We start from the raw sequence: 22,451 nt of genomic DNA, 5'->3' as shown, positions 1-22,451 counted from the left end.
CTCGCCAACTGATCAAAACCAGTCGGCCGACTAAATCCCCGGGATGAAGGGGTCCTTTTTGCACGCCGATCACCCCACGAAGGGGGTGCCTATTGCACGCTGATCCTCAAGCTCTGGCATCAGCATCGTTTGCGAAGGCTCAACCGGAGCGCGCTATCCCGATGTCGTCTATCGAGCGATACACGGCGAACAGGGGCCGGCCTTAACGGGCCATTCCGGCTGCTGGCGCGCTGACAACGACAACCCGGCGCTACGGCGTTTCCTTGAATTCATCAAAGCACGCTACGCGCTCTCTTTTGATTTCGCGCAGAGATTTCAGTAAATTTGACTGCCAGTTCATGGAGTTACTGTCATGGGGCAAGGCAAGACAATCATTATCGTGCTCGTCACCTTGGTCATCGGTTTCTCAGGCGGATATTTGTTGCGGCCGGTTATCGCGCCAGCGGAGCAGGCCGCGATAGCCGCTACCGCTCCGCCTGCGGTCCCTCTATCGAGCGAGGCGCGTGGGACGCAGTATTTCATGGCGAATATCGACGAGGCCCGTCAGGTCGCTGCCGGATGCCGCGACGGCTCGGTCCGTGGCGGCGAATGCGCAACGGCCGAAGAAGCGATCATCAAGGTCGATGCCGCTGAACGCCGCAGGCGCTTCCTCGGCAACTGATCCTCTCGCGGCGCTCAGGCTTTAGCGCTACGCCGCCCGCGCGCAAAGCCACGGTCGCTCGCCATGAACCGCGCGAGCATCGGCGCAACCAGCTTCTCCGGCGTCACAGCCTCGCCGCCGGTCTCCGCCGCCAGCGCGGTGGCATAGGCGGCAAGATCGCGGTGGACGGCGGCGGGAAGCTCCACGGCGAGCTTCACCGGCCGGTCGTCGGCGAGCGGCCCCAGCTTCAACTTCGTCATCGCGTTCCTCCGATGGGTTCGAGCACGAGGTCGCGGGTGATGACCACGCGCAACGGGTGGCCCGGCCGGATGGTGAGCGTCGGCTGCACGTTCAACTGCCGGCGCACGATCTGCTGACCGGTCTGATTGATGGTGTCCTGCGATCCGCGACGCAGCGCGCGGGTCAGGTCATCTTCGCTGTCCGCGCCCAGTTCCGCGCCAACGCCGAGCAGCGTTGAGACGGCGGCGGCTTTGAGAAGATTGCCCCAATGCTCGTTCACGCCGTCCTGCAGGCCGGCGAAGCCAGCGCCGTCCGCGCCGGGCTGGCGCTCGAGAACGATCGAGCGGCCGTCCGGCATGATTAGACGGTCCCAGGCGAGCAGCACGCGGGTCTGCCCAGCGGCGATCTCGCTGTCGTACTCGCCGATCAGCCGCGCGCCCTGAGGAATAAGCAGGATGCGCCCGGTCGGGCTGTCATAGACGTTGGCCGTCACCTGGGCGGTGATCTGGCCGGGCAGGTCCGAACGGACGCCGGTGATGAGCGCAGCCGGGATGATGCTGCCGGCCTGCACGATGTTAGGGGATGCCGGAGCCGTGAGTCGCTCGACGCTGACCGTGCGCTGACTTGACGCCTGCGCCATGAAGGCACGCTTTGCGGCCCGGTCGCCTTGCGCCGCCGCATCGGTCGTCGTTGGAGCCGCCGGGCTCGGCGCGGCCATGGCGGGCAGTGCCGGAGCCGATGCGGAGGCCGTGCCCCCGCCGCTGCCGAGGAAGACCGAGCTGGTGCGAGCCGCGTCGCGCTCTTGTTGCGCGCGCTGGCGAGCGGCTTCGGCCGCCTGAGCGCGAGGATCGGGTTGACCTGGCTGTGCGCCGATCGACGGCACGGGCACGTTCTCGCCGCGCTGCTGCGCCGCCACGATCGGGCCGCCGAGGTCGCCGGGCAGCGGTGGGCCGAGCCGGGGCGCCTGCGCATAGTCGCGCGGCCCGGACGTGATGGTCTCGGCCGTGGCCCTGCTGTCAGTGTTGTAGAGTTCCTGCGCGGTCTTCTCGCCGGGCGGCCGCAGCGCATAGATCAGCGAGCCGCCGATCCCGAGGCCGGCGGCGACGCCAACGACGGCGAGCGCCTTGCGCGACAGGCGCATGACGCGCGGCGGGTCTCCGCGAAGCTGAAAGGCTTGGGAATCTGAACGGAGCGCGGCGGACGCGGTGGCCGGGGTGTCTACGGGCTCGCTCACGGCCGCCCCCGCCGTCCGTCGTCTCGCACGATGCGGACGCGCTGTTCGCTTCGCCGATCGCCCAGGCGCAGCTCGGCGGCCGCGAAGAGGCGATCGACAACCATGTAGCGGCCCTGCACGCGGTAATTGACCAGTTCGGCATCTCCAGCCGCGCCGGTCACGAACAATGGCGGCATCTCGCCCTGCGAGATTCCGGCTGGAAACTCGATGAATACCTGTCGTCCGTCGTCGAACGCTCGGGCCGGACGCCACGGCGCGCGGTTGCCCTCGATTCGGTAGCGAAAGTTGAGCGCCGATACGTCGACGCCAGTTGCCACCGGCGCTACGGCTGCGGCGACCGTATTGCGGCCCTGCAAGGCGATCACTGCGTCCTGCGGATAGGTCCAGCTCACCGACGCCATGTAGGTCGCGGCCGTGGCGCGCAGCTCCAGATGATAGGTGCGACGGTCGGTGTTGATGACGAGGTTGGTGGCAAGGTCGGGCCGCGTTGGCTTCACGAGGATATGCACGCGGGCCGTGGCGCCGCTGCCGCTCACCGTGTCGCCGATGATCCAGCGCACGGTGTCACCGGCGGCGACCGGCCCCGGCCCCACGAGTTGCTCGCCCTCCTGCAAGGCGATGTCCGTCACCTGGCCGGGCGCGGTATAGACCTGATAGAGCGCGCCATCAGTCCAGGGATATTGCTGGATCGCGTTGAGGAAGCCGTCGCGCACCGGCTGCACGCGGGCGGCGGCGTTCGCCGCGCCGACGCGCTTGCGCGGATCGGCGGGTTCAGGCGGCGATGCGCTTTCCGTCACCGGCTTCAACTGGCCGGGAAGCGGCAGCGGCTCGGGGATCGTCACCACCTCGACCGCACGCGGCGGCTCCGGCGCGGGGCTGGCGGCAATCTCAGGCGCCGGATCGTCATAGGCGATGGCGGGTGGCTTCGCCGATGTGGTGGCGCAGCCGGCGAGCGCGGACGCGGAGACGAGCAGCGCGGCCGATGCGGCGCGGCGGAACGGACTGGCGGTCATTGTGACAGCTCCTTCGACCAGTTGAGAGCATTGACGAAGACGCCGAGCGGATTCTTGCGCAGGGCGTCAGGCGTGCGTGGAGGCTGCACGACGACGGTGAGGATCGCGGACCAGCGTTCGGTGGCGGCGAGGCTGCCGTCCTGATAGCGGCGCTCGGTCCAGGCGACGCGGAAACTGTCGGGCGAAGCCCGGATGACGCTGGACACGTCCACCGCGACCTGCACCCGGCCCACATTGGCGAACGGGTCGTTGGTTCGCGCATAGTCATTGAGGAACAGCGCGCCCTTGTCGGTCGTGAAGTCGTAGGCGCGAAGCCAGTTCTGGCGGACGATGACGGGATCGGCGGGGATCGAGCGGACCTGCTCGATGAAGCGCGCCAGGTGGAACGCGACCTGCGGGTCAGTCGGGCGGTAGCCGGGCTCGGCCGGGGCTACCGCCTGCGCCTCGCCCAGCCGATCGACCTGCACGACCCAAGGGACGATATGGCCGCGCGCCGACTGCCAGACTAGGCCACCGGCAAGGCCGCCCGAAAGAGCGAGGGCGCCGAAGAAGGCGAGCCGCCAGTTTTTCGCCTGGACGCGGGATGATCCGATCCGGTCATCCCATACCTGCGCCGCGCGCTGGTATGGGGTCGTTGGCTCGGGCGTTTGTCCGTATCGGTTGTTGGGGCGTCTAAACATGGATCAATCCTTCTGGCTGACATCGACCGATGCGCCGCTGCCGCCGCCATCGCCCGAGCGCAGCGTGTGGGCGGCGACGGTCGCGCCGTGGGTCATGGTCTGACGGCGCTTCATCGCGGCGGCCCATGCGGGCGAACCGCCGGAAGCCTCCGGCGACGGCGCCCCACTGCCGCCCGAAATGGAACCGCCGGTGGCGGTGACGGCGGCGCGACCGCCCGAGCGGTAGCTGTCCTTGAGCGAGGCCGCGGCCTTGCGCAGCGGGGACATGGCCGCGCCGACGGCGGCTTTGCCGACGCCTGCCGCGCCGCCCGCTGCTGCGGCCGCGCCGGTCTTTCCGCCGGAGCCAAGGGCATAGGCGCTGTTGGCGGCGCCGGAGGTAAAGGCCGCGCCTCGAGCCGCACCGCCAACGGCTCCAGCCATCGCGCCAGCGCCAAGACGGGCGGCGGCCGCACCGCCGACCAGGGCGCCACCGGCCGCGAGCACGGTTCCGGCCGCAGCGCCGGCGCCCAGCGCGGGGCCACCCGAAACGATGCCGTTGGCGATGCTCGGCCCGAAGATGCCGAGGCCGAGCAGGCAGAGCGAGGCAAGCGCTACCGCCATCGCATCCTCAATGCTCGGCTGTGCGCCCCCGAAGCCGGCGCGGAACTCGTCGAACAGCGTCGAGCCGATGCCGACGATGACGGCGAGCACCAGCACCTTGACGCCCGACGAGATGACCAGCCCCAGCACCCGCTCGGCCATGAAGGCCGTCTTGCCGAACAGGCCGAATGGGATGAGCACGAAGCCCGCGAGCGTCGCCAGCTTGAACTCGATCAAGGTGATGAAAAGCTGGATCGACAGAATAAAGAAGGCGAGGATGACCAGCGCCCAAGCGAACAGCAGCACCGCGATCTGGATGAAGTTCTCGAAGAACGCGACCCAGCCCATCAGGTCGGAGATGGACTGGAGGATCGGTTCGCCGGCCTCCAGGCCGACCTGGGCGACACGGCCGGGCTGGAGCAGCTCGGCGGCGGTGAAGCCGGTGCCGGACGCTTTCAGGCCGAGCCCGGCGAAGCTCTCGAAGACGATGCGCGCCAGGCTGTTCCAGTTGCCGATGATATAGGCGAAGACACCGACGAACAGCGTCTTCTTGATGAGGCGGGCGAGGATGTCGTCGTCGGCGCCCCAGCTCCAGAACAGAGCGGCCAAGGTCACGTCGATGACGATCAGCGTCGTGGCGATGAACGCCACCTCGCCGCCGAGCAGGCCGAACCCGCTGTCGATGTAGCGGGTGAAGACATCCAGAAAGCGATCGACGACGCCGGTGCCGCCCATGTCAGTTCTCCTGTGCCGAAGCGTCTTCGGCGATGCGCGCGGCGGGCCGCGCGCCGGGTGCCAGGAACCGACGACGGTTCTCGGCCCAAGCGCGCAGGCAAGCGGAATCGCTCGCGCCAGCTTGTCCAAGCGACTGACAGCGGCGCAGCTCGATTAGCAGCGGGTCGACCGTCGGCGAAGTGTCGGCGACGGCCGCCGGCTCGTCGCGCGCGGGCTCAGGCGCGCGGCTCATCTCGATCGCCGTCATCGTGATGGCGATGGCGATGAAGATGATGGCGCCGATGCGCGCGAGGAGCTTGGTGTCCATCGGCTCAGTCGTGGAACATGCTTGCGTTGCCCGGCTGGTAGCCAGTGGACCGCGTCAGGAAGCGGCGGCGCCGTTCGCGGCTTTCGGCTTCGACCGCCGCGTTGCGCGCCGAATCCAGCGCCTGCGCTCGACCCTGCGCAGCAAGAAGCGCAGTCAGATCCGCGAGCTGCTGCGATTGCAGCGCGAGAAGCTGGTTGCCCGCCTGCGCGGCTTGGAGCGCGCCCGTCGCCGACTGGCTGGACGAGACCAGGCCGTCCATCGTCGTGCGCGCGCCGTCAATATTGCCGACCACGCCCGCCTGAACGCGCAACGCATCCTCGAACGCGCCGACGCTATCCTCCCAGCGCGCATTGGCGTTAGCGACCATCTGCGCGTGGGTGCCGGTGAGAGCCGCCCCCTTGTAGCGGTTGCTGAATGCCTGTTGGACATTCTGCACGTCATAGGCGATGCGCTGCGCCTCGCCGAGAAGCTGCTGGGTGCGCTGCACCTGTTGCTGCAACTGCTGGAGCGAGCTGAACGGCAGAGAGGTTAGATTGCGCGCCTCGTTGATGAGGCTCGTCGCCTGGTTCTGGATTTGCTGGATCTGATTGTTGATCTGCTGGAGCGACCGGGCGGCCGTCAGCACGTTCTGCGCATAGTTGGTCGGGTCGTAGACGATGCCGCCGAATTGAGCGTGCGCCGGCGTCGCGACGGTGATGCCGATCATGCTCGACGTGACGATGGCGCCGGCCAGCACGGCACGGCGGAGGATGCAGGGCTTCATGATTCGATGTCCTTCAAGGCTAAGGGGAGCTGGCCGGTATCTTCCCGGCGGCCGGCCAGCGGATCGGGTTCAGGTTCGGGAAGAAGCTCGACCGCCCAGGCGCAGCCGCGATGGCGCAGCCATTCGGCGGCGAAGCGCTCGCGGCCGTGGGTCTCAACCAGCTCGGCGATGCGGAGCTGGTCTGTCTTGGAAGAGGCGGCGGTGAAGGCGAGCGCGACCTCGCCCAGCCCCAGCTCGAACAGCCGGTTGCCGCGCCGCGACTGGCAGTAATAGTCGCGCTTCGGCGTCGCCCGGCCGAGGATTTCGATCTGGCGGGGGTTGAGTCCGAACCGTTCGTAGATGGCGGCGATCTGCGGCTCGGCGGCGCGCTCGTTCGGAAGGAAGATGCGCGTCGGGCAGCTTTCGATGATAGCCGGCGCGATGTTGGAGGTTTCGATGTCGGCGAGGCTCTGCGTGGCGAACACCACGCTGGCGTTCTTCTTCCTGAGCGTCTTGAGCCACTCGCGGAGCTGCGCCGCGAAGTCCGGGCTGTCGAGGACAAGCCAGCCCTCGTCGATGATGATGAGCGTGGGCGAGCCGTCCAACCGACCTTCGATCCGGTGGAACAGATAGGACAGGACCGCGGCCGCCGACCCGGCGCCGATCAAGCCTTCGGTCTCGAACGCCTGGACCGATGCCTCGCCGAGGCGTTCGGCCTCGGCGTCGAGCAGCCGGCCCCACGGCCCGCCGATGCAATAAGGCGCAATAGCCTGCTTGAGCTGCTGGCTCTGCAATAGCACGGCCAGGCCCGTCAGCGTGCGCTCCGGTATGGGCGCGGAGGCCAGCGAGCCAAGCGCCGACCAGATATGCTCCTTGGCCTGCGGATCGACCGGGACGCCTTCGGACGCCAAGATCGCCGCCAGCCATTCGGCAGCCCAAGCGCGCTCGGCGGGGTCATCAATATGGGCCAGCGGTTGGAGCTGGACACCTGTCTCCGCCTCGTCGGCCAACATCCCGCCGAGATCCTGCCAGTCGCCGCCCATGCCGATCGCGGCGGCGCGGATGCTGCCGCCGAAGTCGAAGGCGAAGACCTGCGCGCCCTCATAGCGGCGGAACTGCATCGCCATCAGCGCAAGCAGCACCGACTTGCCGGCGCCGGTCGGGCCGACGATCAGCGTGTGGCCGACATCGCCGACGTGAAGGGAAAACCGGAACGGGGTCGAGCCTTCGGTTCTTGCGTAGAGCAAGGGGGCTGCACCGAAATGCTCGTCCCGTTCCGGCCCCGCCCATACCGCTGACAGGGGGATCAGGTGGGCGAGATTGATGGTGGAAATCGGGGGCTGGCGGACGTTGGCGTAGGTCTGACCGGGTAGGCTCCCCAGCCATGCCTCGATCGCGTTCATGCCCTCGGGAAGACACGTGAAGTCGCGGCCCTGAATGACCTTTTCGACCAGCCGCAGCTTCTCGGCGGCGATGGCGGGATCGCGGTCCCAGACCGTCACCGTGGCCGTGACATAGGCCATGCCGGCATAGTCGGCGCCCAGCTCCTGCAGGGCGGTGTCCGCGTCGGCGGCCTTGTTCGAAGCGTCGCTGTCGAGCAGCGTCGATGCCTCGTTGGTCATCACCTCCTTCAAGATGGCGGCGACGGATTTGCGCTTGGCGAACCACTGGCGACGGATGCGGGTCAACAGCTTGGTCGCGTCGGTCTTGTCGAGCATGATCGCGCGGGTGGACCAGCGATACTCGAAGGCGAGCCGGTTCAGCTCGTCGAGCAGGCCGGGGAACGTGACGCTCGGGAATCCGACGATGGTGAGCGTGCGCAGATGATGCTCGCCAAGGCGCGGCTCCAGCCCGCCGGTCAGCGGCTCGTCGGCGAGCAGCGCGTCCAAGTGCATCGGCGTCTCGGGGACGCGCACGCGCTGGCGCCGGGTGGAGATGGTGCTGTGCAGATAGGTCAGCGTCTCGGCGTCATCAAGCCAGCGGACCTCGGGCACGAAGCCCTCGACCAGGTTCAGCACGCGGTCGCTGCGATTCGCGAAACCCTTGAGCAGCTCCCACGGATCGACGCCGCTGGTTGATCGGCCCTCATAAAGCCAGCCCTCGGCGCGCGCGGCTTCCTCGGCGGGCGGCATCCACAGCAGCGTCAGATAATAGGCGCTCTCGAAGTGGGCTCCCTCCTCACGGAACTGTTCGCGCCGCTCCATGTCCACGAGTGCGGAAACAGGATCAGGAAACGCGGCATAGGGATATTCGAGCGCGGGCGTGCGCTGCGCCTCGACGAAGATCGCCCAACCCGAGCCCAGGCGGCGCAGCGAATTGTTCAGCCGCGCGGTGGTCGCCACCAGCTCGGCCGGGGTGGCGCTGTCGAGATCGGGTCCGCGGAACTGGGCGGTGCGCTGGAACGATCCGTCCTTGTTGAGCACGACACCTTCGCCGACCAGCGCGGCCCAGGGCAGGAAGTCGGACAGCTTCGCCGCTTTGTTGCGATATTCGCGCAAGGACATCATGGCTGCATCCAGCTCGGGTAACGGAGGTGGCGGCGGGCCACGTCCACGAATTGGGGGTCACGGCGCGCGGCCCAGACGGACAGCGCATGGCCGATCCCCCAGATGACCAAGCCGGCGATCCAGAGGCGCAGGCCGAGGCCGATCGCGCCCGCCAGCGTGCCGTTGACGATGGCGAGCGACCGGGGGGCGCCGCCGAGCAATATCGGCTCGGTCAGCGCCCGGTGGACGGGGGCATGAAAGCCCGCGATCGGTGAGCCAAGGCCATCTGGGACGTCCATCAGACCAGCGCTCCACCGCCGAAGCTGAAGAAGCTGAGGAAGAAGGAGCTGGCCGCGAACGCGATGCTCAGGCCGAACACGATCTGGATCAGCCGCCGGAAGCCGCCCGAAGTGTCGCCGAAGGCCAGCGTCAGGCCGGTGACGATGATGATGATGACCGCGACGATCTTTGCGACCGGCCCCTCGATGCTTTCGAGGATCGACTGGAGCGGCGCTTCCCACGGCATCGACGATCCGCCCGCATGGGCCGGAACGGCGAAGGTCAGCGCGACGACGCTGGCGGTGGCGGCGAGTATGGCGCGGCGTGCGCCATGCCGAAGGGCATGGATCATGACAGGTCTCCCGGTTGCGTGGTGGAAAGCGGAATGAGGCGGTAGTCGCCGGTGGCGGGGTCGAGCCCTTCGACGCGCGCCAGCTCGGCGAGGCGGCGACCGTGCCCGTCGCGGACCAGCACGGCGATCAGGTCGATGGTCTCGGCCAGCAGCGCGCGGGGAACCGTGACCACGGCCTCCTGGATGAGCTGCTCCATCCGGCGCAGCGCGCCAAGCGCCGTCCCGGCGTGGATCGTGCCGACGCCGCCGGGATGGCCGGTGCCCCAGGCCTTGATGAGGTCGAGCGCCTCGGCGCCGCGAACCTCGCCGATGGGGATGCGATCCGGCCGCAGGCGCAGCGACGAGCGGACCAGTTCGGACAGTGAGACCACGCCGTCCTTGGTCCGCATGGCGACGAAATTCGGCGCGGCGCATTGCAGCTCGCGCGTGTCTTCGATCAGGACTATGCGGTCGGTGGTCTTGGCGACTTCGGCCAGCAGCGCGTTGACCAGCGTGGTCTTGCCGGCGCCGGTGCCGCCGGCGACGAGGATGTTGGCGCGGGTCTTGACGCCTTGGCGCAACGCCTCGGCCTCACCGGCCGACATGATGCCGGCGCGCGCGTAGTCGTCGAGCGTGAACACCGCCACCGCCAGTTTGCGAATGGCGAAGGCCGGCGCCGCGACGACGGGCGGAAGCAATCCCTCGAATCGCTCACCGCCTTCCGGCAGCTCGGCAGACACGCGGGGGCTGCGAGAGTGAACCTCGACACCGACATGGTGTGCGACAAGGCGGACGATGCGCTCGCCGTCAGCGGCGGACAGCAGCTCGCCGGTGTCGCTGATGCCTTCTCCGAGCCGATCGACCCACAACCGGCCGTCTGGGTTGAGCATGACTTCGATGACGGCAGGGTCGTCGAGCCAGGCCGCGATCGACGGCCCGAGCGCGGTGCGCAGCATCCGTGCGCCGCGTGACTTTGCCTCGGATCGGATCGGCTGGACGTTCAAGGATCGGCCCCTGGATTGGGCCGGGCGAACCGCCGCCCGGCGTCAGGGGCACATCAAGAGACGCAGGAATGCTCACGTCGCAACAGTTACTTATCGGCGTAGTAGAGGGGGCGGTAGATACGATGCCGGGGGCGAATTCGCTTGCAGACTACATCAAGGTCGGCGCGCCCTTTCTACTCCGACTCGGACGATGTTGACCGTGGCCAGACATCCTCCGGTATTTCGTCCATGAGGCTCTTGCCGCTGGCGAAGCGCCGGCCGAGCGTCTCGACGAACCCTTCGTAGCGCTTACGGCCTTTCACCTGCGCCGCCGCCTGATCCTCGTCGGGCAGCGGCGGCGTCACGGACAGCCAGAACCGAACGAACAGGCTCAGCGCCTCGGTGGTCAGCCCGGTGTTGCGCTCAAGCCGCTGGACCTGACGCGACAAGCGGTCGAGCCGGCGTGCGAACGCCGCCTCCATCCGATCGGCGCTGTCCGGCGACAGGTAAGACGCCACGGCAGCCTCCACGATCGCCGAGCGCGAGATGCGGCGGCGGATCGCCAGCTCGTCCACCTGCTTGGCGAGCGCGGGCGGGAAATAGACGTTGAGCCGGGTCCGCATGTTCGCCTCCTACAGCTCGATGCCGTCGCCGGGATCGAGCGACGCCTGGCGCGCAATGCCCTGCATCCGGCGGCGCACCGCCGCCTGGCGGGCCGCGTCGTCCTGCTCGTCGTCGACGATCGAAAACTCCTGCGCCGCAGGCGCCGGGGCTTCCGGCACGATGGCGACATGCTCGGGCAACTCGGGCTCGCGTCGCAGCCCGCCATTGGCCGCGTCCTCAACGTCACGGACGATGCGCGCGACCTGCTTCGAATCGGCGGATGCCTGCCGCCCGGTCCAGTCGTCGGGCCTGACTTTGGCGGTCTCCGGCGCTGGCGCCTGCGCGATCCGTTCGGCCAGGCGGCGATCCTGATAGTAACGCGCCTTCTTCGCCCGGATCGGATGGACGCCCGCCACCATGACGATCTCGTCGTCGGGCGGGAGTTGCATCACCTCGCCGGGGGTGAGGAGCTGCCGGGCGGTCTCTGACCGCGACACCATCAAGTGCCCAAGCCACGGCGACAGGCGATGCCCCGCGTAATTCTTCATCGCGCGCATTTCGGTCGCGGTGCCGAGCGCGTCCGACACACGCTTGGCGGTCCGCTCGTCGTTGGTGGCGAAGCTCACCCGGACATGGCAGTTGTCGAGGATCGCATTATTCGGCCCGTAAGCCTTCTCGATCTGATTGAGGGACTGCGCGATCAGGAACGCCTTGAGGCCATAGCCCGCCATGAACGCCAAGGCGGACTCGAAGAAGTCGAGCCGGCCGAGCGCCGGAAACTCATCCAGCATCAGCAACACGCGGTGGCGATTGCCGTTCGGCGTCAGCTCCTCGGTCAGCCGGCGCCCGATCTGGTTGAGGATGAGGCGGATCAGCGGCTTGGTTCGCGAGATGTCGCTGGGCGGCACCACCAGGTAGAGCGTCGCCGGGCGCTCGCCCTCGACCAGATCCGATATGCGCCACTGGCACGCCCGCGTGACCTGCGCCACGACAGGATCGCGGTAGAGGCCGAGGAACGACATGGCCGTGCTGAGCACGCCCGACCGCTCGTTGTCCGACTTGTTCAGCAACTCGCGCGCCGCACTCGCGACGACGGGATGCACGCCGGCTTCTCCCAAATGCGGCGTCGCCATCATCGCGGCTAATGTCTGCTCGATCGTGCGCGACGGGTCCGACAGAAATCCTGCAACGCCGGCCAGCGTCTTGTCCGGCTCGGCGTAAAGGACGTGGAGGATCGCGCCGACCAGCAGCGAGTGGGAGGTTTTTTCCCAGTGGTTCCGACGCTCCAGCGAGCCTTCCGGATCGACCAGCACGTCGGCGACATTCTGCACGTCGCGCACCTCCCACTGACCGCGCCGCACTTCCAGCAGCGGGTTGTAGGCGGCCGATGCGGTGTTGGTCGGATCGAACAGCAGTACCCGGCCGTGGCGTGACCGAAAGCCGGCCGTCAGCGTCCAGTTTTCGCCTTTGATGTCGTGGACAATCGCCGAGGCCGGCCAAGTGAGAAGCGACGGCACGACGAGGCCAACGCCCTTGCCACTCCGTGTCGGCGCGAAGCACAGCACATGCTCGGGGCCATCATGGCGGAGATAGTCGCGGGCGAGCTTGCCGAGCACCACGCCGTTCGGCCCAAGCAGACCCGCCGCGCGGACCTCCCGCCCGGTCGCCCAGCGCGCCGAGCCGTAGGTCTCGGCGTTCTTCAGCTCGCGGGCGCGCCAGACCGACATGCCGATGGCGACGGCGATCGACACGAACCCGCCCGAAGCGGCGATGAACGCGCCGGTCTGGAAGATGTCGGGCGCATAGGCATCGAACGAGAACCACCACCAAAAGAAGGCCGGTGGCGGATAGACCCGCCACCCGCCGAGCATGAACCAAGGCGGGCCAAGCTCGGGTTGGTAGGCGAGCGCGGCGGCGGTCCACTGCGTCGCGCCCCACACACCGGCGAGCACGATCAGGAACACGGTGATGATCTGGCCCCAGAGAATTTTGGTCGCGGACATGGGTGTCTCCTTGGGGTCTACAGGCCGAGCCCGCGCTTGCGGCCCAACGTCCAGTCGATGCCGCCGCCGGCGCGGACGACGCCGGACACCTGGCGGCCGAGTTGCTGTTCGAGGGTGCTGGCCCAGGGAACGAGGCGGAAACCCAGGCCATCGTCGATCATGGCGAAGCGGCCGGACGCGAGCGCGAGGCGCTGACGAACGATGCCGGCGACCTTCTCGCCGGTCGCCGCCGGGCGGTATGCAAGCCCGGTCTCGCCGGCAATCTTCGCCCCAACGGAGTCCAGCTCGCGCTTGCGCAGCGTATCGAGCAGGCCGCGCTCGAAGACGGTGCGTTCGCCGTAGCGGCGCGCCAGCCCCTCGCGGACGAGATGATCGGTGCGCGCGTCCATCGCACGTCGCACGTCCGCGCCGAACCCGCCGTCCGCGACACCGGCGCCGCGCTCGATCAGCCGATGGTCGAGCCAGGTCGCGCCGGGCGCCTTGACCTGTGCGGCAAGATCAAGGTCCGACCGCGTGGCGAGGATCAGCGTCGGCTTTTCCTCACCGGCCCTGCCGACATCCCGCAGTTCGACGATGCCGCCGAGCTTGGGGCTGTGTTCCAGCGCCTCGATGCCGGGCAGCCGGACATGGTGGGTGCGCCCGTCCGTCCCGTCGATCACGGCATAGGCCGTGCCGGTCAGCTCGTCGTGCAAACCCTTGTCGATCAGCCGGCCAGCAATCGGCTTCTCGGGCGCACCACTCACGACGGCGTAGCTGTCGAGCGGTCGATCCTGCCCCCGGTCCTTGAGCGCCGTGCCGATCGTGCGGATGATGTCGCCGCGCGCGCCCAGCTCGCGCAGCTTCGCCGCCGCGCCCTCCGCCACCGCCCATTGGCCCGGCTCGCCCTCGGCCGCGAGGCCCATCGTCTCCAAATGCTGCAACCGCCCGATCATCAAGCGGCGGAGCCGCGGATCGTCGGGACCGGGCCGCTCGGGGCGTAGGTCGGTCACGCCCAGCGCGTCGGCGGCGCGCTGGATCTCGGTGTCGAGCCGGGTCCAGCGCTCCGCCGTCACCTCACGGTCGAGCACGCGCTGAACTTCATGCTCGGGTTTCGGCCCCAACTCGGCGTGCGCCAATTCCTCGGCGCGCGAACGAAGATTGTGGCTGATGTAATCGCGGGAAATGACGAGATCGCCGCCCTGATCGTTGACCCCGCGCACGAGCAGATGGACGTGCGGATTGTCGGTGTTCCAGTGATCGACCGCGACCCAATCGAGCCGCGTGCCCAGGTCGGCCTCCATCTGCCGCATGAGGTCGCGCGTGTATTCGCGCAAGTCGGTCAGCTCGGCGGCGTCCTCGGGCGACACGATGACCCTGAAATGGTGCCGGTCATCCTTGCACCGCTCGGTGAAACCGCGATCGTCGGCGTTGTCGCCGGCTGCGTCGAACATCCGGGTAGGCGAGCCGTCGCGGGTGACGCCTTCGCGCTTCAAATAAGCGACGTGCGCGGACAGCGGCGCTGAGCGCCGGCCGCCCCGGCTGCGGGTGGTCACGGGCAGCATCTTGACCATGACGCGCCGGCCCGAGCCGAACAGGCGACTGCGGGCGAAGGCGGTGCGTCCCCGCCCGAAGGTCGATTGCGTGCCCCGGCGCGCGCCGCTGGCGCCACCACGCCGGCCGCCGCTGTGGATCGCGGCGACGCGGAGCACCTCGGCGACCAGGCCGCGCGCATTGCGCCCCTGCGCCTTGCTGCGCTTGGCTTTGCCGGGCCGGATGCGGAACTCGCTGTCCTCGCTCACGGCCGGCCCGCTTTCGGCCGAAAATGGCCCATGGTGCCATTCGAGGCGTTGTTATTGCTGTATTTTCCCTTCCGCGCGGCACGCGCGCCGACCGACGCCCCCGCGTGAAGCCACGGAAAAGCCTTGGCTTTTCGGCGAAACGGGGCGCGCCTTATATCTTGCCCTCGTCTGTCCCTCCTGTTCTCTCCCCCTCCAGCCACATTCCTGCTCGGGACAAATGCTGGGGATGAGGCACGGATCATTGCGGTCGGCCCGCGCGGGCGCGGGGCACGAACAGCGTGTCCGCCGCCTCTTTGGAAGACGGAACTGCGGAGCTAACATCGCCCGATGTCGGCCGATCGGTCGGCAGCTCGGGCGCAGCTTCTTCGCCGTCCGACTGCGCGGAGACAGCTTCGGACGCGACGCTCGCGGTGCGGACGAACAGCCCAGCACGTCGCCAGGCAGACGGGTCGGGCGTCGCGCTCACCGCTACCTCCGCCGCACCTGTCGTGCCGGCGACAGCCGAGAGCCGGGCCAGGTAGCCGACCGTCTCGGGCGGCAGCGGACGGCCGCGCGACAGATAGGCGTCATAGCGGCCCGGTCCCGCATTGTAGGCAGCTAGCATCGCGCTCGCGTTGCCGTAGCGGTCGTGCATCTGGCGCAAATAGGCCGCGCCCGCCATGATGTTGTCGCGAACGTCGAACGGGTCAGCACCAAGGCCGTGCCGGGCGCGAAGGTCGGCCCAGGTGGCGGGCATGACCTGCATCAAGCCCATCGCCCCAGCACGCGAGACTGCGCGGGAGTTGCCGCCGCTCTCGACACGCACCACCGCCCATATCCAGGCTTCTGGAATGCCGAACCGCCGCGCGGCGTCGGCGACATGACCGGCGTAGGGATGAGCCGCCGATCGCGCGGCCGGCAAATCCTGCGCAGTCGCCGAGACCGGAACAGCGCCGCCGGACAGCAGCACGACGCCCAGCGCCACCGCCGATCCGACTCCGCTCCGCCGCCAGCCTGCCAGCGTGCTCGCTACACTCAAGGGTGCGCACGGTGCGCCGGCCTCTGGCCGCCCTTGACCTTCGCTGCGCGCGCCGGCCGGCCTGCGACCGAGCGGGACGAAGGGATGAGACGGCTTGCCCGCGAGCAAAGGGATGATGGGAGGGAGCATCGGATCAATCCTGCTCGCGCGACCTCGGCTGGCGGTTCCAGCGCAGCGACCAGGCCGACTTGTCGTTCGCGTTCTGGAACAGCGCGGCGCGGATCGGCTGTGCAAAGGCAGGATCGTCGATGCGGAGCGAGACGTAATCGCCGGCCCGTTCGCCGGTCTCGTTCCAGCCCGCTCCGATTTCCGGGCCTTCACCGCCGTCGCCGCGATGAACGCGCCAGTCCGGCGCCTTGTCAGCCTCGCTCGGTTCGGCCGGAATGATGGAAATACGAATGTCGAGCATCGCTGTCTCGATGATGCCTTCATAGCCATTGGCGGTGCGGAAGAAGCTGCCGATCTGCATGGGATTGTCCTTTCGGTTGGCAGGGTGGATGCGGGGTCAGGACCGGCCCGCGCGCCAAGTCAGTGGCGCGTCGGGTGTGTCGCGGGTGAGGATCGGGACCGCGCGGCCGAGCACGGTCGACGCCGGGAGCGGCCCGAAATAGCGACCGTCCATGCTGTCGGCGTGATCGGGATTCAGCATCAGCAGCTCGCCGGCGCGCAGCGTGCGGCAGCCCTGCCAGTCCGGCAGCGGGCGGCCGATGCCGTCGGCCAAGCGAGCAACAACGACGGGCTGCTCATCGACGCTCACGACGGCACCGATCCTGCACACCTGCTGCCCGGGTTTGGCCGCGACATGCTTCAACAGCGGCACACGCTCAGCAAGATAGCCGCGTTTCGCCAGCCACAGCGACAGTGGCGCGGGCGGCGTCACGGCGACCAGCGCGCCGAGCGGCGGATCGCGTTCCGGCACGATTCGGTAGAGCCCGAGCGGCGCGCTGGCGCTGGCGTTCCAGACGACGCACGCGAGCGGGTCGAACACCGCCACGGCTGCGAACGACGCGCCGAACAGCGACGCGACAGCGACCGTCGCCGAGGCCCATCCACGGCGCGTCATCCTTCGATCTCCCGACGTTTGAGCCAGGCGCGGTGACGCTCCAGCGTGTAGGGGCGCGGCTGATGACCGACGGTGATGCGGTTGTGGACATGACGCCAGTGATCGGGCGCGGCGTCGCAGGGATCGACGCCAGCGGCCCCGGTCGCGTCGATCGCGGCAAGCACTTGGCTGACCTTGGGCCAGCCTTCGATCTTAAGCAGGATGTCGCCGCCCGGCCGCACGAACGGCAGCGTCGTGAACGGCTCACCGGTGCCGACCGCGCGCACGATGTCGATGCGCGAACTGACCGTGCCGTAGTCGTTGGCGGCCCAGCGAACGAACGCGAAGATCGCGCCGGGACGGAAGCTGACAACGCGCCGGCGTCGGTCGACGATCTCGTCCGTGGCGACGCGGCCGAACCTGATCCAGTGCTCGATCCGCTTCTCGATCCATGTCAGCTCGACACGAGTCATGCCGTAGTCGGGCGGCTGGCGGCGACGCATGGGGGACGGGGGGACGGTCATCGTCGGCTCCGGGCGATCGCCGAATCCGCGCGGGGCATGAGGTCGTCCTGCCCCGGATCGGAGGTGGAGTGCTTGATGCCTATGTCGGCCCAGGCGCGCAGGTCATCGACCGAGTAGACGACGCGGCCCCCGATTCGGCGGTAGGCCGGGCCGGTCCCGAAATAGCGGTGCTTCTCTAGGGTGCGCCCGGAGAGGCCGAGGAAGCGGGCAGCTTCCGGCGTGCGCAGGAAGCGAGGCGGCAAGTTGGTGGGCGTATCGGACAAATGACGGCTCCTGCGGGCATCGGCGGCAGGAGACGAAAGTGACGAAGCAGGCGCGTCCGGGTGGAGTATGAAGATGTGCGGCTGCACGGATGCGACCACCCCGCCCTCTGGGGGACGGAGTCGCAGTCCTCGGCACACGCTACTCTTTCTGCTGCCCGGGACAGCCGCTAGAAGGGGCAATCCGGTGAGCGCAAAGAAGAGAGACTTGATGCCGATTTCAGGTGCCTGTGAGTGCGGATCAACGACTTACGCGATCGGCATCGACACACTACACGTTTACGCCTGTCACTGTCTAAACTGTCAGACCCGTAGCGGCAGTGCTTTCGCAGAACACGCGATGGTTCCAATCGCGGCATTCACCTGCGAGGGTGAAACCGTAGAATACCAGCGCACCGCAGACGGCATAGTGTTCGAGGAGGTGTTTTGCCGCGACTGCTATACCCGGCTATTCAACCGCAATAGCATGATGCCGGACTTGGTCTTCATTCGTCCGGGCACGCTGGCTTCAAGTCAAATCTTAAAGCCGATGGCGCATATCTGGACCAAGCGTAAGCAGCCTTGGATTTCGATTCCGCAATATGTCCCAGCGTTCGAGCAATCGCCCACCCCTGAAGAGTTCGGGGCAGCCATTCAAGCTGCCGATCAGCGGAGTTAGCGTCAGCGAATTCGCAATATCTTGCGGTAGTCGCCGTTCATCATCGCGGTGCCGTCACGGACGAGCCGAACGACGAAGGAGCGCGCAGCGGAGATCTTCCACTCGGTCGCGGAGAGGCTCGCCGCCTCGCTACGACCGAGCGCGGCGGCAATCTGTCGGTAGGTCGCGCCCGACTGGCGCAGGCCGAGCGCGCGCAGCATCGCTCGCAGCCGCGCGAGCCGGTAATCGGTGAGCGGCCAGCCGCGCGGCGGCGGACCCGGCGGCTTGCCGAACAGCGCGCGATGGAAGCGCAGCAGGCTCGCCATGCGCGTAACGAAATCCTTGTCGAGCGGGACGACCGCGGCGAGCGGGCGTCCGGCTTCGGGATCGCGCAGCCAGAGTCGGTGCTCGCCGTCCGCGTCGGCGACAATGACGTGGCGACCGTCGAGCCCGGCCTGGTCGGCAAGCAGCGCGCCTAGCGCGTGCGGATCGACCGGCATAGCGCTGTCGAACCCCGCCGGTGCTGGATCGAGAATCACGGTGACGGCCGTCAGCTCGGGACGCCAGGCGACCGGCGGCGAGAGGTCATCCGGTGGGTAGGCGAAAGGACAACCCCCAGCGCCGCGCGAACGCGGCTTTTGCAGCATCTTCTGTCACCGATCCGGCTTCGATCCGGCGGAGCATCTGCGCGTGTTCGGTTCGGTATGTGGGGTTGCGCCGAAGGAACTCGGCGGCGATGTCGGCGCGCCCGATCGCATCGGGCCGACTGCCCCCGCGTCGTTGGCTCCGGCTATGCGGCGTTGACATTGCATCCTCCAGGCCGCGCTTTGCGCAAGTTAGAGAGGATGCGACAATGTAACAGCCACGCTTGCGCGATAGCGCGAAGGTTGCGCACAACCATGCCGACAACGTGGCGGCGTTGATGGCTCGATTGCTCCAGAACGGACTGGAAATTAACGATTTAGCGGCGCGTTGCATCCGAGAAGATGGGCGTAGCCGACCTCCGTCATCCAGCGAGCGCGGGCGAGATGACTGGCATACATCGCCCTGGCCCTATACGGCTCGGCGGCGGCGTCCACGCCGAGGATCAAGCGAGCGACCTCGCGCCAGTCAGCGCCCTCGTCGTCCGCGTCGAGCAGGCGCAAATAATCGGCGAGATGGCTTTCATCATAGGCCGTGAGCTGCGAAACTTTCGGCGCGCGGTCCTCAAAAAGGCTGGTGCTCATAGCGTGCGAGTCCTGTTCGCCGTTAACCACACTAGCTCAAATCACCGGGCCAAACATGCGCAAGACCTGCATGGTTCTATGCACCTTTGGCAGCGACGGATGACCGCCCACGGTCGATACACCTTATATGGGATAAACCGCATCCGGTGTATCGTCCAGCCTTGCGTGCATGGATATGCGCCGCCTTGTGGGGATGAACTTCGCTAGACTGAGAAAGGAGAAGGGCTTTACCCAAGAGCGTTTCGCCGAGACTTCTGGCTTCACACAGCAATATGTCAGTGACCTGGAGAGAGGCCGCCGCAATCCGACCGTCGTCACTCTGTTCCATCTGGCCTCGGCACTCGGGGTCACGCCGGTTGATCTTGTCGCCGACGCCGACGAAGCCGAGCCCGACTAACCCTTATCGTTCCTGATCGCGAGCCGGGCGCCAGCCCGGCGAGCGCAGTCTTGCTGCGGCCGCGCGGACCTCGGGACGCGCGGCCGAGCTTCGTGGTCGGATTGACAGAACCGCAGGGCCGGACGCCCGACCCTGCGGCGGCTGCTCATGCCGCTTTCAAGCGTTGCATTCCCTCGGCAAGCGTCCACAGCGCGCGGTTGAGCGTCACATTCTGGTCGATGCCGTTGATCGCGCGGGTCTGGCTGCGGCGGATGCGGCCTTCGGCGTTGCGCTTGCGGCCCTGTAATCCGCCACGAACCACATTCTCCTGAATGACGTTGAACGTCGTCCACAGGTTGTCGCCAACGTCTTCGCGGCGGCGCGGCTCGATGATCTGTTCGGGACGGAGCGGGCTTTCGTCCTCGCCATAACGCGCAACCAAGCTGACCTCGCCCAGCAACCGCCGCTCCTCGTCGGACAGCCGCACCTCCTTCATCGCCTCGCTGGCGTCGATCAGGCGCGGAAAGTCCTCGGCGACGGTGTAAACGCCCTCGATGATCTCGTGCTGGATGTTGCCCTTGTGCGGAACGCGGACCTCCTCGAACCGCTCACCTGCGATCATACTGTTGGTGCAAACGAAGCGCAGCATCCCGGCGAACATCTGATACGCGCTCGTGCCGTCGTGGCTGTTGACGATGATGACCTCGGCGGCCTCGGGCTTTCCGATCCCGTCATCCCGGCGGAGGCGAAGCATGTGCTTGGCGTGGCCGTGGCGGCTGCCGTCGCGCGGGACCGACTGGACGGCAAAGAACGGGAGCCATCCTTCCCGGCGCAGCCCCTCCACGATGTCGATGGTCGGCACATAGACATACCGCTCCGAACGGCTGTCGTGCGCCTCGCGGGCGAAGATGGATGGGACGTGGCGATAGAGCGCCTCGTTGTCGAGCGCCTCGCGCCCGCTGATCTGGTGGGCATTGCGGCCGAACCGGGTGGCGAGTTGGTGATACATGATCGGTTCCTTCCTTGGGCTTGGGTTTCCGCGCAGCGGGAAGCGCCGCGCTGAAACCCTGCCCGTCGGCGAGACCGGGGGTGCAACCGGAGTGGGCGGCTTCGCGGGGAACCGGCTGCACTGAGCGAAGCGAGGGAAGCTGGGCGGAAGCCGCTCCGAAGGGCGCTGGGGGCAGAGCCCCAAGCACCGCGCCGCGCGCGGCGCAGAAAGGATTCATTCGGCTCGCGCCGCTGGGCAGGAAAGGAAGCGATGGCAGGTGAGCAAGGTCAGCTCAAGGCGGAACGCTCCCACGCCACCGACGCGGAAGCCGTCAGACAGTCTTCCCGCGATTCTGTCTGATCGACGCTATGATGACGAACGAGATCGGGCGACGTTGGTCTTGTCCAGCGCCGCCCGGAGTCCGCGCGCGAGCTTGGTCGCCTCGTCATTCGCCCAGAAGTGCATGAAGAATAACCGCGGCTCGTCACCCAGCATGTGATTATGGAGCGCAGTCACCTCGATGCCGTTGGTGCGCAGAGCGCGAAGCACTGGATCGACCTCGGCAGCGGTCAGCACGAAGTCGCCCGTGATCGCCGCCCGGCCGGAGCCGGTCGGCTGAAAGTTGATTGCGGTCGCCGTCCCCATAGTCGCGGGGGCTGGCATAGTGCCGTCGCTCAGCTTCTCGGCTCGGGGGAACCCGAACTGATATACACCTCCGTTGGACTTGCCCTTGCCGCCCATGATGTTGTCGAGCGCGGCCGTGTCGAGATCGACACTGGCGTCTGCGGCCTTGGCGGGCAAGGTCATCGGCGTGCGGCTCTCGGATAGCGCCGACCGCAGGCTTGTCGCCAGGTTCCAAGGATCGCCGTGTCCGCTGACGTGCATGTACATGGTTGCAGGCGACGAGCGAAGCAGGTGGTTGTGGAGCGCCGTTACCGTGAAACCGGACGCGAGCAGCTTGCTCATGACCGGGTTCACCTCCTCGTGCGTCAGTACGAGGTCGCCCATGACCATCGCCTGGTCGCCCATCGGCATGAAGGCGAGCCAGGAGCCTAGCGCCAGCGCGGGCTTGATCGTCACGCCGTCGAGCTGAACATTCAAATCGGAGCGCGGAAACGAGTAGCGACGCACGCCGTCGGGCTGCGTTGTGCCACCCCGGCCAAGCCCCTCGTCCACCAGCGCCCACCTGTCGGCATTCGCTTGAATCGGGGTCGTCGGCGGGTTGGTCTGGGCCGCGGCAGGCACGGCGAGTGCTACCGCCAGCGGGAATAACAGTTGACGCAATGCTTCTCTCCTCAATCTCAAGTGGCAGGCCGGCATGGGAAGCGTTGGCGCAACGCCATCGTCGCGCCAGCGAGCCGGGGAAGGTTAGCCGCGTGCCGGTTGTTGGGCGCCCACGTTAAGAAGATGCGGCTCAGCTCACCCGACTGGACACCCCGGCCGCAAATGCCGGAAGCGTTTCCGCCGTTGCCGAAGGCGGAAAGCGTCTCGGCGGCGCCAGCGAGATAGGCTTCGCATCGACCGTTCACCTTTTTCGCCGCCTCGTCGACGCACATCCGATAGAATTGCGCCACCGTCTCATAGCGGGGCTGGGCCGCAGCGGGCGAGGCGGTGGCGATCGCTAACGCCAGACATGCCGGCATGGTGAACGTGCCTGGTCGAACGATGTGCATCGCGGTCTCCTCGCCCGTGGTTTAGTTCACGGCTCCAAACGATACAAGTATACGAATCGTTTCCTTGTTATGAT

Annotated in this window: 28 protein-coding genes; 3 read left to right on the top strand and 25 right to left on the bottom strand. The window is 67.5% G+C overall.

Annotation, left to right across the window (positions count from 1 at the left end; genetic code table 11):
- The first annotated feature begins 352 nt into the window (after positions 1-352).
- Entirely contained in the window at positions 353-661 is a 309-nt protein-coding gene (locus A7Q26_RS23600) for a hypothetical protein (RefSeq protein ID WP_066865522.1), read from the top strand.
- Positions 662-675: 14 nt separating this feature from the next.
- Here the strand turns inward: A7Q26_RS23600 and A7Q26_RS23595 are convergent, their stop codons facing one another.
- The 19 genes from A7Q26_RS23595 to A7Q26_RS23505 all read right to left on the bottom strand — a co-directional run bounded on the left by A7Q26_RS23595 (position 676) and on the right by A7Q26_RS23505 (position 17,480).
- Positions 676-900: a DUF2274 domain-containing protein gene (locus A7Q26_RS23595; RefSeq protein WP_066865519.1), complete on the bottom strand. Its 225-nt coding sequence runs from the start codon at positions 898-900 to the stop codon at positions 676-678.
- Positions 897-2,114, bottom strand: coding sequence for a TrbI/VirB10 family protein (locus tag A7Q26_RS23590; RefSeq protein WP_066865516.1), 1,218 nt, complete (start codon positions 2,112-2,114; stop codon positions 897-899). The genes A7Q26_RS23595 and A7Q26_RS23590 overlap by 4 nt, the downstream gene beginning before the upstream one ends.
- Positions 2,111-3,127, bottom strand: coding sequence for a P-type conjugative transfer protein TrbG (gene trbG / locus A7Q26_RS23585; protein WP_066865513.1), 1,017 nt, complete (start codon positions 3,125-3,127; stop codon positions 2,111-2,113). The genes A7Q26_RS23590 and trbG overlap by 4 nt, the downstream gene beginning before the upstream one ends.
- Positions 3,124-3,807 carry a conjugal transfer protein TrbF gene (gene trbF / locus A7Q26_RS23580; RefSeq protein ID WP_066865510.1) on the bottom strand — a complete coding sequence of 228 codons (684 nt, stop codon included), beginning with the start codon at positions 3,805-3,807 and terminating at the stop codon, positions 3,124-3,126. Before trbF ends, trbG begins: the two co-directional genes overlap by 4 nt.
- A gap of 3 nt (positions 3,808-3,810) precedes the next feature.
- Complete coding sequence (gene trbL / locus A7Q26_RS23575) at positions 3,811-5,121, bottom strand: P-type conjugative transfer protein TrbL (RefSeq protein WP_066865507.1); 1,311 nt, start codon at positions 5,119-5,121, stop codon at positions 3,811-3,813.
- Position 5,122: 1 nt separating this feature from the next.
- A complete protein-coding gene (gene trbK-alt / locus A7Q26_RS23570) occupies positions 5,123-5,428 on the bottom strand; it encodes a putative entry exclusion protein TrbK-alt (RefSeq protein ID WP_066865504.1) in 306 nt (101 codons plus the stop codon).
- A gap of 4 nt (positions 5,429-5,432) precedes the next feature.
- Positions 5,433-6,191 (bottom strand): P-type conjugative transfer protein TrbJ, encoded by a 759-nt coding sequence (gene trbJ, locus A7Q26_RS23565; RefSeq protein ID WP_066865501.1) that lies wholly within the window; start codon positions 6,189-6,191, stop codon positions 5,433-5,435.
- On the bottom strand, positions 6,188-8,677 hold the full coding sequence (trbE, locus tag A7Q26_RS23560) for a conjugal transfer protein TrbE (RefSeq protein WP_066865498.1): 2,490 nt from the start codon (positions 8,675-8,677) through the stop codon (positions 6,188-6,190). Before trbE ends, trbJ begins: the two co-directional genes overlap by 4 nt.
- The gene (locus A7Q26_RS23555; protein ID WP_066865495.1) at positions 8,674-8,955 is read right to left on the bottom strand and encodes a VirB3 family type IV secretion system protein; all 282 of its coding nucleotides are present in this window, start codon (positions 8,953-8,955) and stop codon (positions 8,674-8,676) included. The genes trbE and A7Q26_RS23555 overlap by 4 nt, the downstream gene beginning before the upstream one ends.
- Complete coding sequence (locus tag A7Q26_RS23550; protein ID WP_066865492.1) at positions 8,955-9,287, bottom strand: TrbC/VirB2 family protein; 333 nt, start codon at positions 9,285-9,287, stop codon at positions 8,955-8,957. The genes A7Q26_RS23555 and A7Q26_RS23550 overlap by 1 nt, the downstream gene beginning before the upstream one ends.
- Positions 9,284-10,270: a P-type conjugative transfer ATPase TrbB gene (trbB, locus tag A7Q26_RS23545; protein WP_066865489.1), complete on the bottom strand. Its 987-nt coding sequence runs from the start codon at positions 10,268-10,270 to the stop codon at positions 9,284-9,286. The genes A7Q26_RS23550 and trbB overlap by 4 nt, the downstream gene beginning before the upstream one ends.
- 173 nt (positions 10,271-10,443) lie before the next feature.
- Positions 10,444-10,872, bottom strand: a complete 429-nt coding sequence (locus tag A7Q26_RS23540; RefSeq protein WP_066865486.1) for a CopG family transcriptional regulator — start codon at positions 10,870-10,872, stop codon at positions 10,444-10,446.
- Positions 10,873-10,881: 9 nt separating this feature from the next.
- The gene (locus A7Q26_RS23535; protein ID WP_066865484.1) at positions 10,882-12,855 is read right to left on the bottom strand and encodes a conjugal transfer protein TraG; all 1,974 of its coding nucleotides are present in this window, start codon (positions 12,853-12,855) and stop codon (positions 10,882-10,884) included.
- 17 nt (positions 12,856-12,872) lie between these two features.
- On the bottom strand, positions 12,873-14,633 hold the full coding sequence (locus A7Q26_RS23530) for a relaxase/mobilization nuclease domain-containing protein (RefSeq protein ID WP_066865481.1): 1,761 nt from the start codon (positions 14,631-14,633) through the stop codon (positions 12,873-12,875).
- A 238-nt stretch (positions 14,634-14,871) separates the two neighbouring features.
- Positions 14,872-15,780: a lytic transglycosylase domain-containing protein gene (locus tag A7Q26_RS23525; RefSeq protein WP_066865478.1), complete on the bottom strand. Its 909-nt coding sequence runs from the start codon at positions 15,778-15,780 to the stop codon at positions 14,872-14,874.
- A gap of 4 nt (positions 15,781-15,784) precedes the next feature.
- Entirely contained in the window at positions 15,785-16,120 is a 336-nt protein-coding gene (locus tag A7Q26_RS23520) for a DUF736 domain-containing protein (protein ID WP_066865475.1), read from the bottom strand.
- A 36-nt stretch (positions 16,121-16,156) separates the two neighbouring features.
- On the bottom strand, positions 16,157-16,714 hold the full coding sequence (locus A7Q26_RS23515; protein WP_066865472.1) for a S26 family signal peptidase: 558 nt from the start codon (positions 16,712-16,714) through the stop codon (positions 16,157-16,159).
- Entirely contained in the window at positions 16,711-17,217 is a 507-nt protein-coding gene (locus tag A7Q26_RS23510; RefSeq protein ID WP_066865469.1) for a DUF2840 domain-containing protein, read from the bottom strand. The genes A7Q26_RS23515 and A7Q26_RS23510 overlap by 4 nt, the downstream gene beginning before the upstream one ends.
- The gene (locus tag A7Q26_RS23505; RefSeq protein WP_015459426.1) at positions 17,214-17,480 is read right to left on the bottom strand and encodes a helix-turn-helix transcriptional regulator; all 267 of its coding nucleotides are present in this window, start codon (positions 17,478-17,480) and stop codon (positions 17,214-17,216) included. The genes A7Q26_RS23510 and A7Q26_RS23505 overlap by 4 nt, the downstream gene beginning before the upstream one ends.
- A 184-nt stretch (positions 17,481-17,664) precedes the next feature.
- On the opposite strand from A7Q26_RS23505, the gene A7Q26_RS23500 reads away from it, so the two are divergent.
- A complete protein-coding gene (locus tag A7Q26_RS23500) occupies positions 17,665-18,135 on the top strand; it encodes a GFA family protein (RefSeq protein ID WP_198163038.1) in 471 nt (156 codons plus the stop codon).
- Positions 18,136-18,137: 2 nt separating this feature from the next.
- Here A7Q26_RS23500 and A7Q26_RS23495 read toward each other — a convergent pair whose 3' ends face one another.
- From A7Q26_RS23495 to A7Q26_RS23490, 3 genes are all read right to left on the bottom strand, one after another.
- Entirely contained in the window at positions 18,138-18,761 is a 624-nt protein-coding gene (locus tag A7Q26_RS23495) for a DUF2285 domain-containing protein (RefSeq protein WP_232313907.1), read from the bottom strand.
- The gene (locus A7Q26_RS26110) at positions 18,700-18,921 is read right to left on the bottom strand and encodes a transcriptional regulator domain-containing protein (RefSeq protein WP_084439287.1); all 222 of its coding nucleotides are present in this window, start codon (positions 18,919-18,921) and stop codon (positions 18,700-18,702) included. The genes A7Q26_RS23495 and A7Q26_RS26110 overlap by 62 nt, the downstream gene beginning before the upstream one ends.
- A gap of 146 nt (positions 18,922-19,067) precedes the next feature.
- Positions 19,068-19,340: a DNA -binding domain-containing protein gene (locus A7Q26_RS23490; protein WP_066865463.1), complete on the bottom strand. Its 273-nt coding sequence runs from the start codon at positions 19,338-19,340 to the stop codon at positions 19,068-19,070.
- Between the two features lie 169 nt (positions 19,341-19,509).
- Here A7Q26_RS23490 and A7Q26_RS23485 point away from each other — a divergent pair, with 169 nt between their 5' ends.
- Positions 19,510-19,737, top strand: coding sequence for a helix-turn-helix domain-containing protein (locus A7Q26_RS23485; RefSeq protein ID WP_066865460.1), 228 nt, complete (start codon positions 19,510-19,512; stop codon positions 19,735-19,737).
- A 145-nt stretch (positions 19,738-19,882) separates the two neighbouring features.
- Here A7Q26_RS23485 and A7Q26_RS23480 read toward each other — a convergent pair whose 3' ends face one another.
- The 3 genes from A7Q26_RS23480 to A7Q26_RS23470 form a co-directional block, all read right to left on the bottom strand.
- Positions 19,883-20,728 (bottom strand): DUF932 domain-containing protein, encoded by an 846-nt coding sequence (locus tag A7Q26_RS23480; protein ID WP_157102676.1) that lies wholly within the window; start codon positions 20,726-20,728, stop codon positions 19,883-19,885.
- Positions 20,729-21,070: 342 nt separating this feature from the next.
- The gene (locus A7Q26_RS23475; protein ID WP_232313906.1) at positions 21,071-21,988 is read right to left on the bottom strand and encodes a DUF1259 domain-containing protein; all 918 of its coding nucleotides are present in this window, start codon (positions 21,986-21,988) and stop codon (positions 21,071-21,073) included.
- Between the two features lie 17 nt (positions 21,989-22,005).
- Positions 22,006-22,377, bottom strand: a complete 372-nt coding sequence (locus A7Q26_RS23470) for a Rap1a/Tai family immunity protein (RefSeq protein WP_066865454.1) — start codon at positions 22,375-22,377, stop codon at positions 22,006-22,008.
- Positions 22,378-22,451 lie beyond the last annotated feature (74 nt).

This window comes from Sphingobium sp. TCM1, assembly GCF_001650725.1.
In the GTDB taxonomy this organism is placed as follows: domain Bacteria; phylum Pseudomonadota; class Alphaproteobacteria; order Sphingomonadales; family Sphingomonadaceae; genus Sphingobium.
Note: the sequence above shows the minus strand (reverse complement) of the source record. Positions and strands in the feature narration are given on the sequence as shown.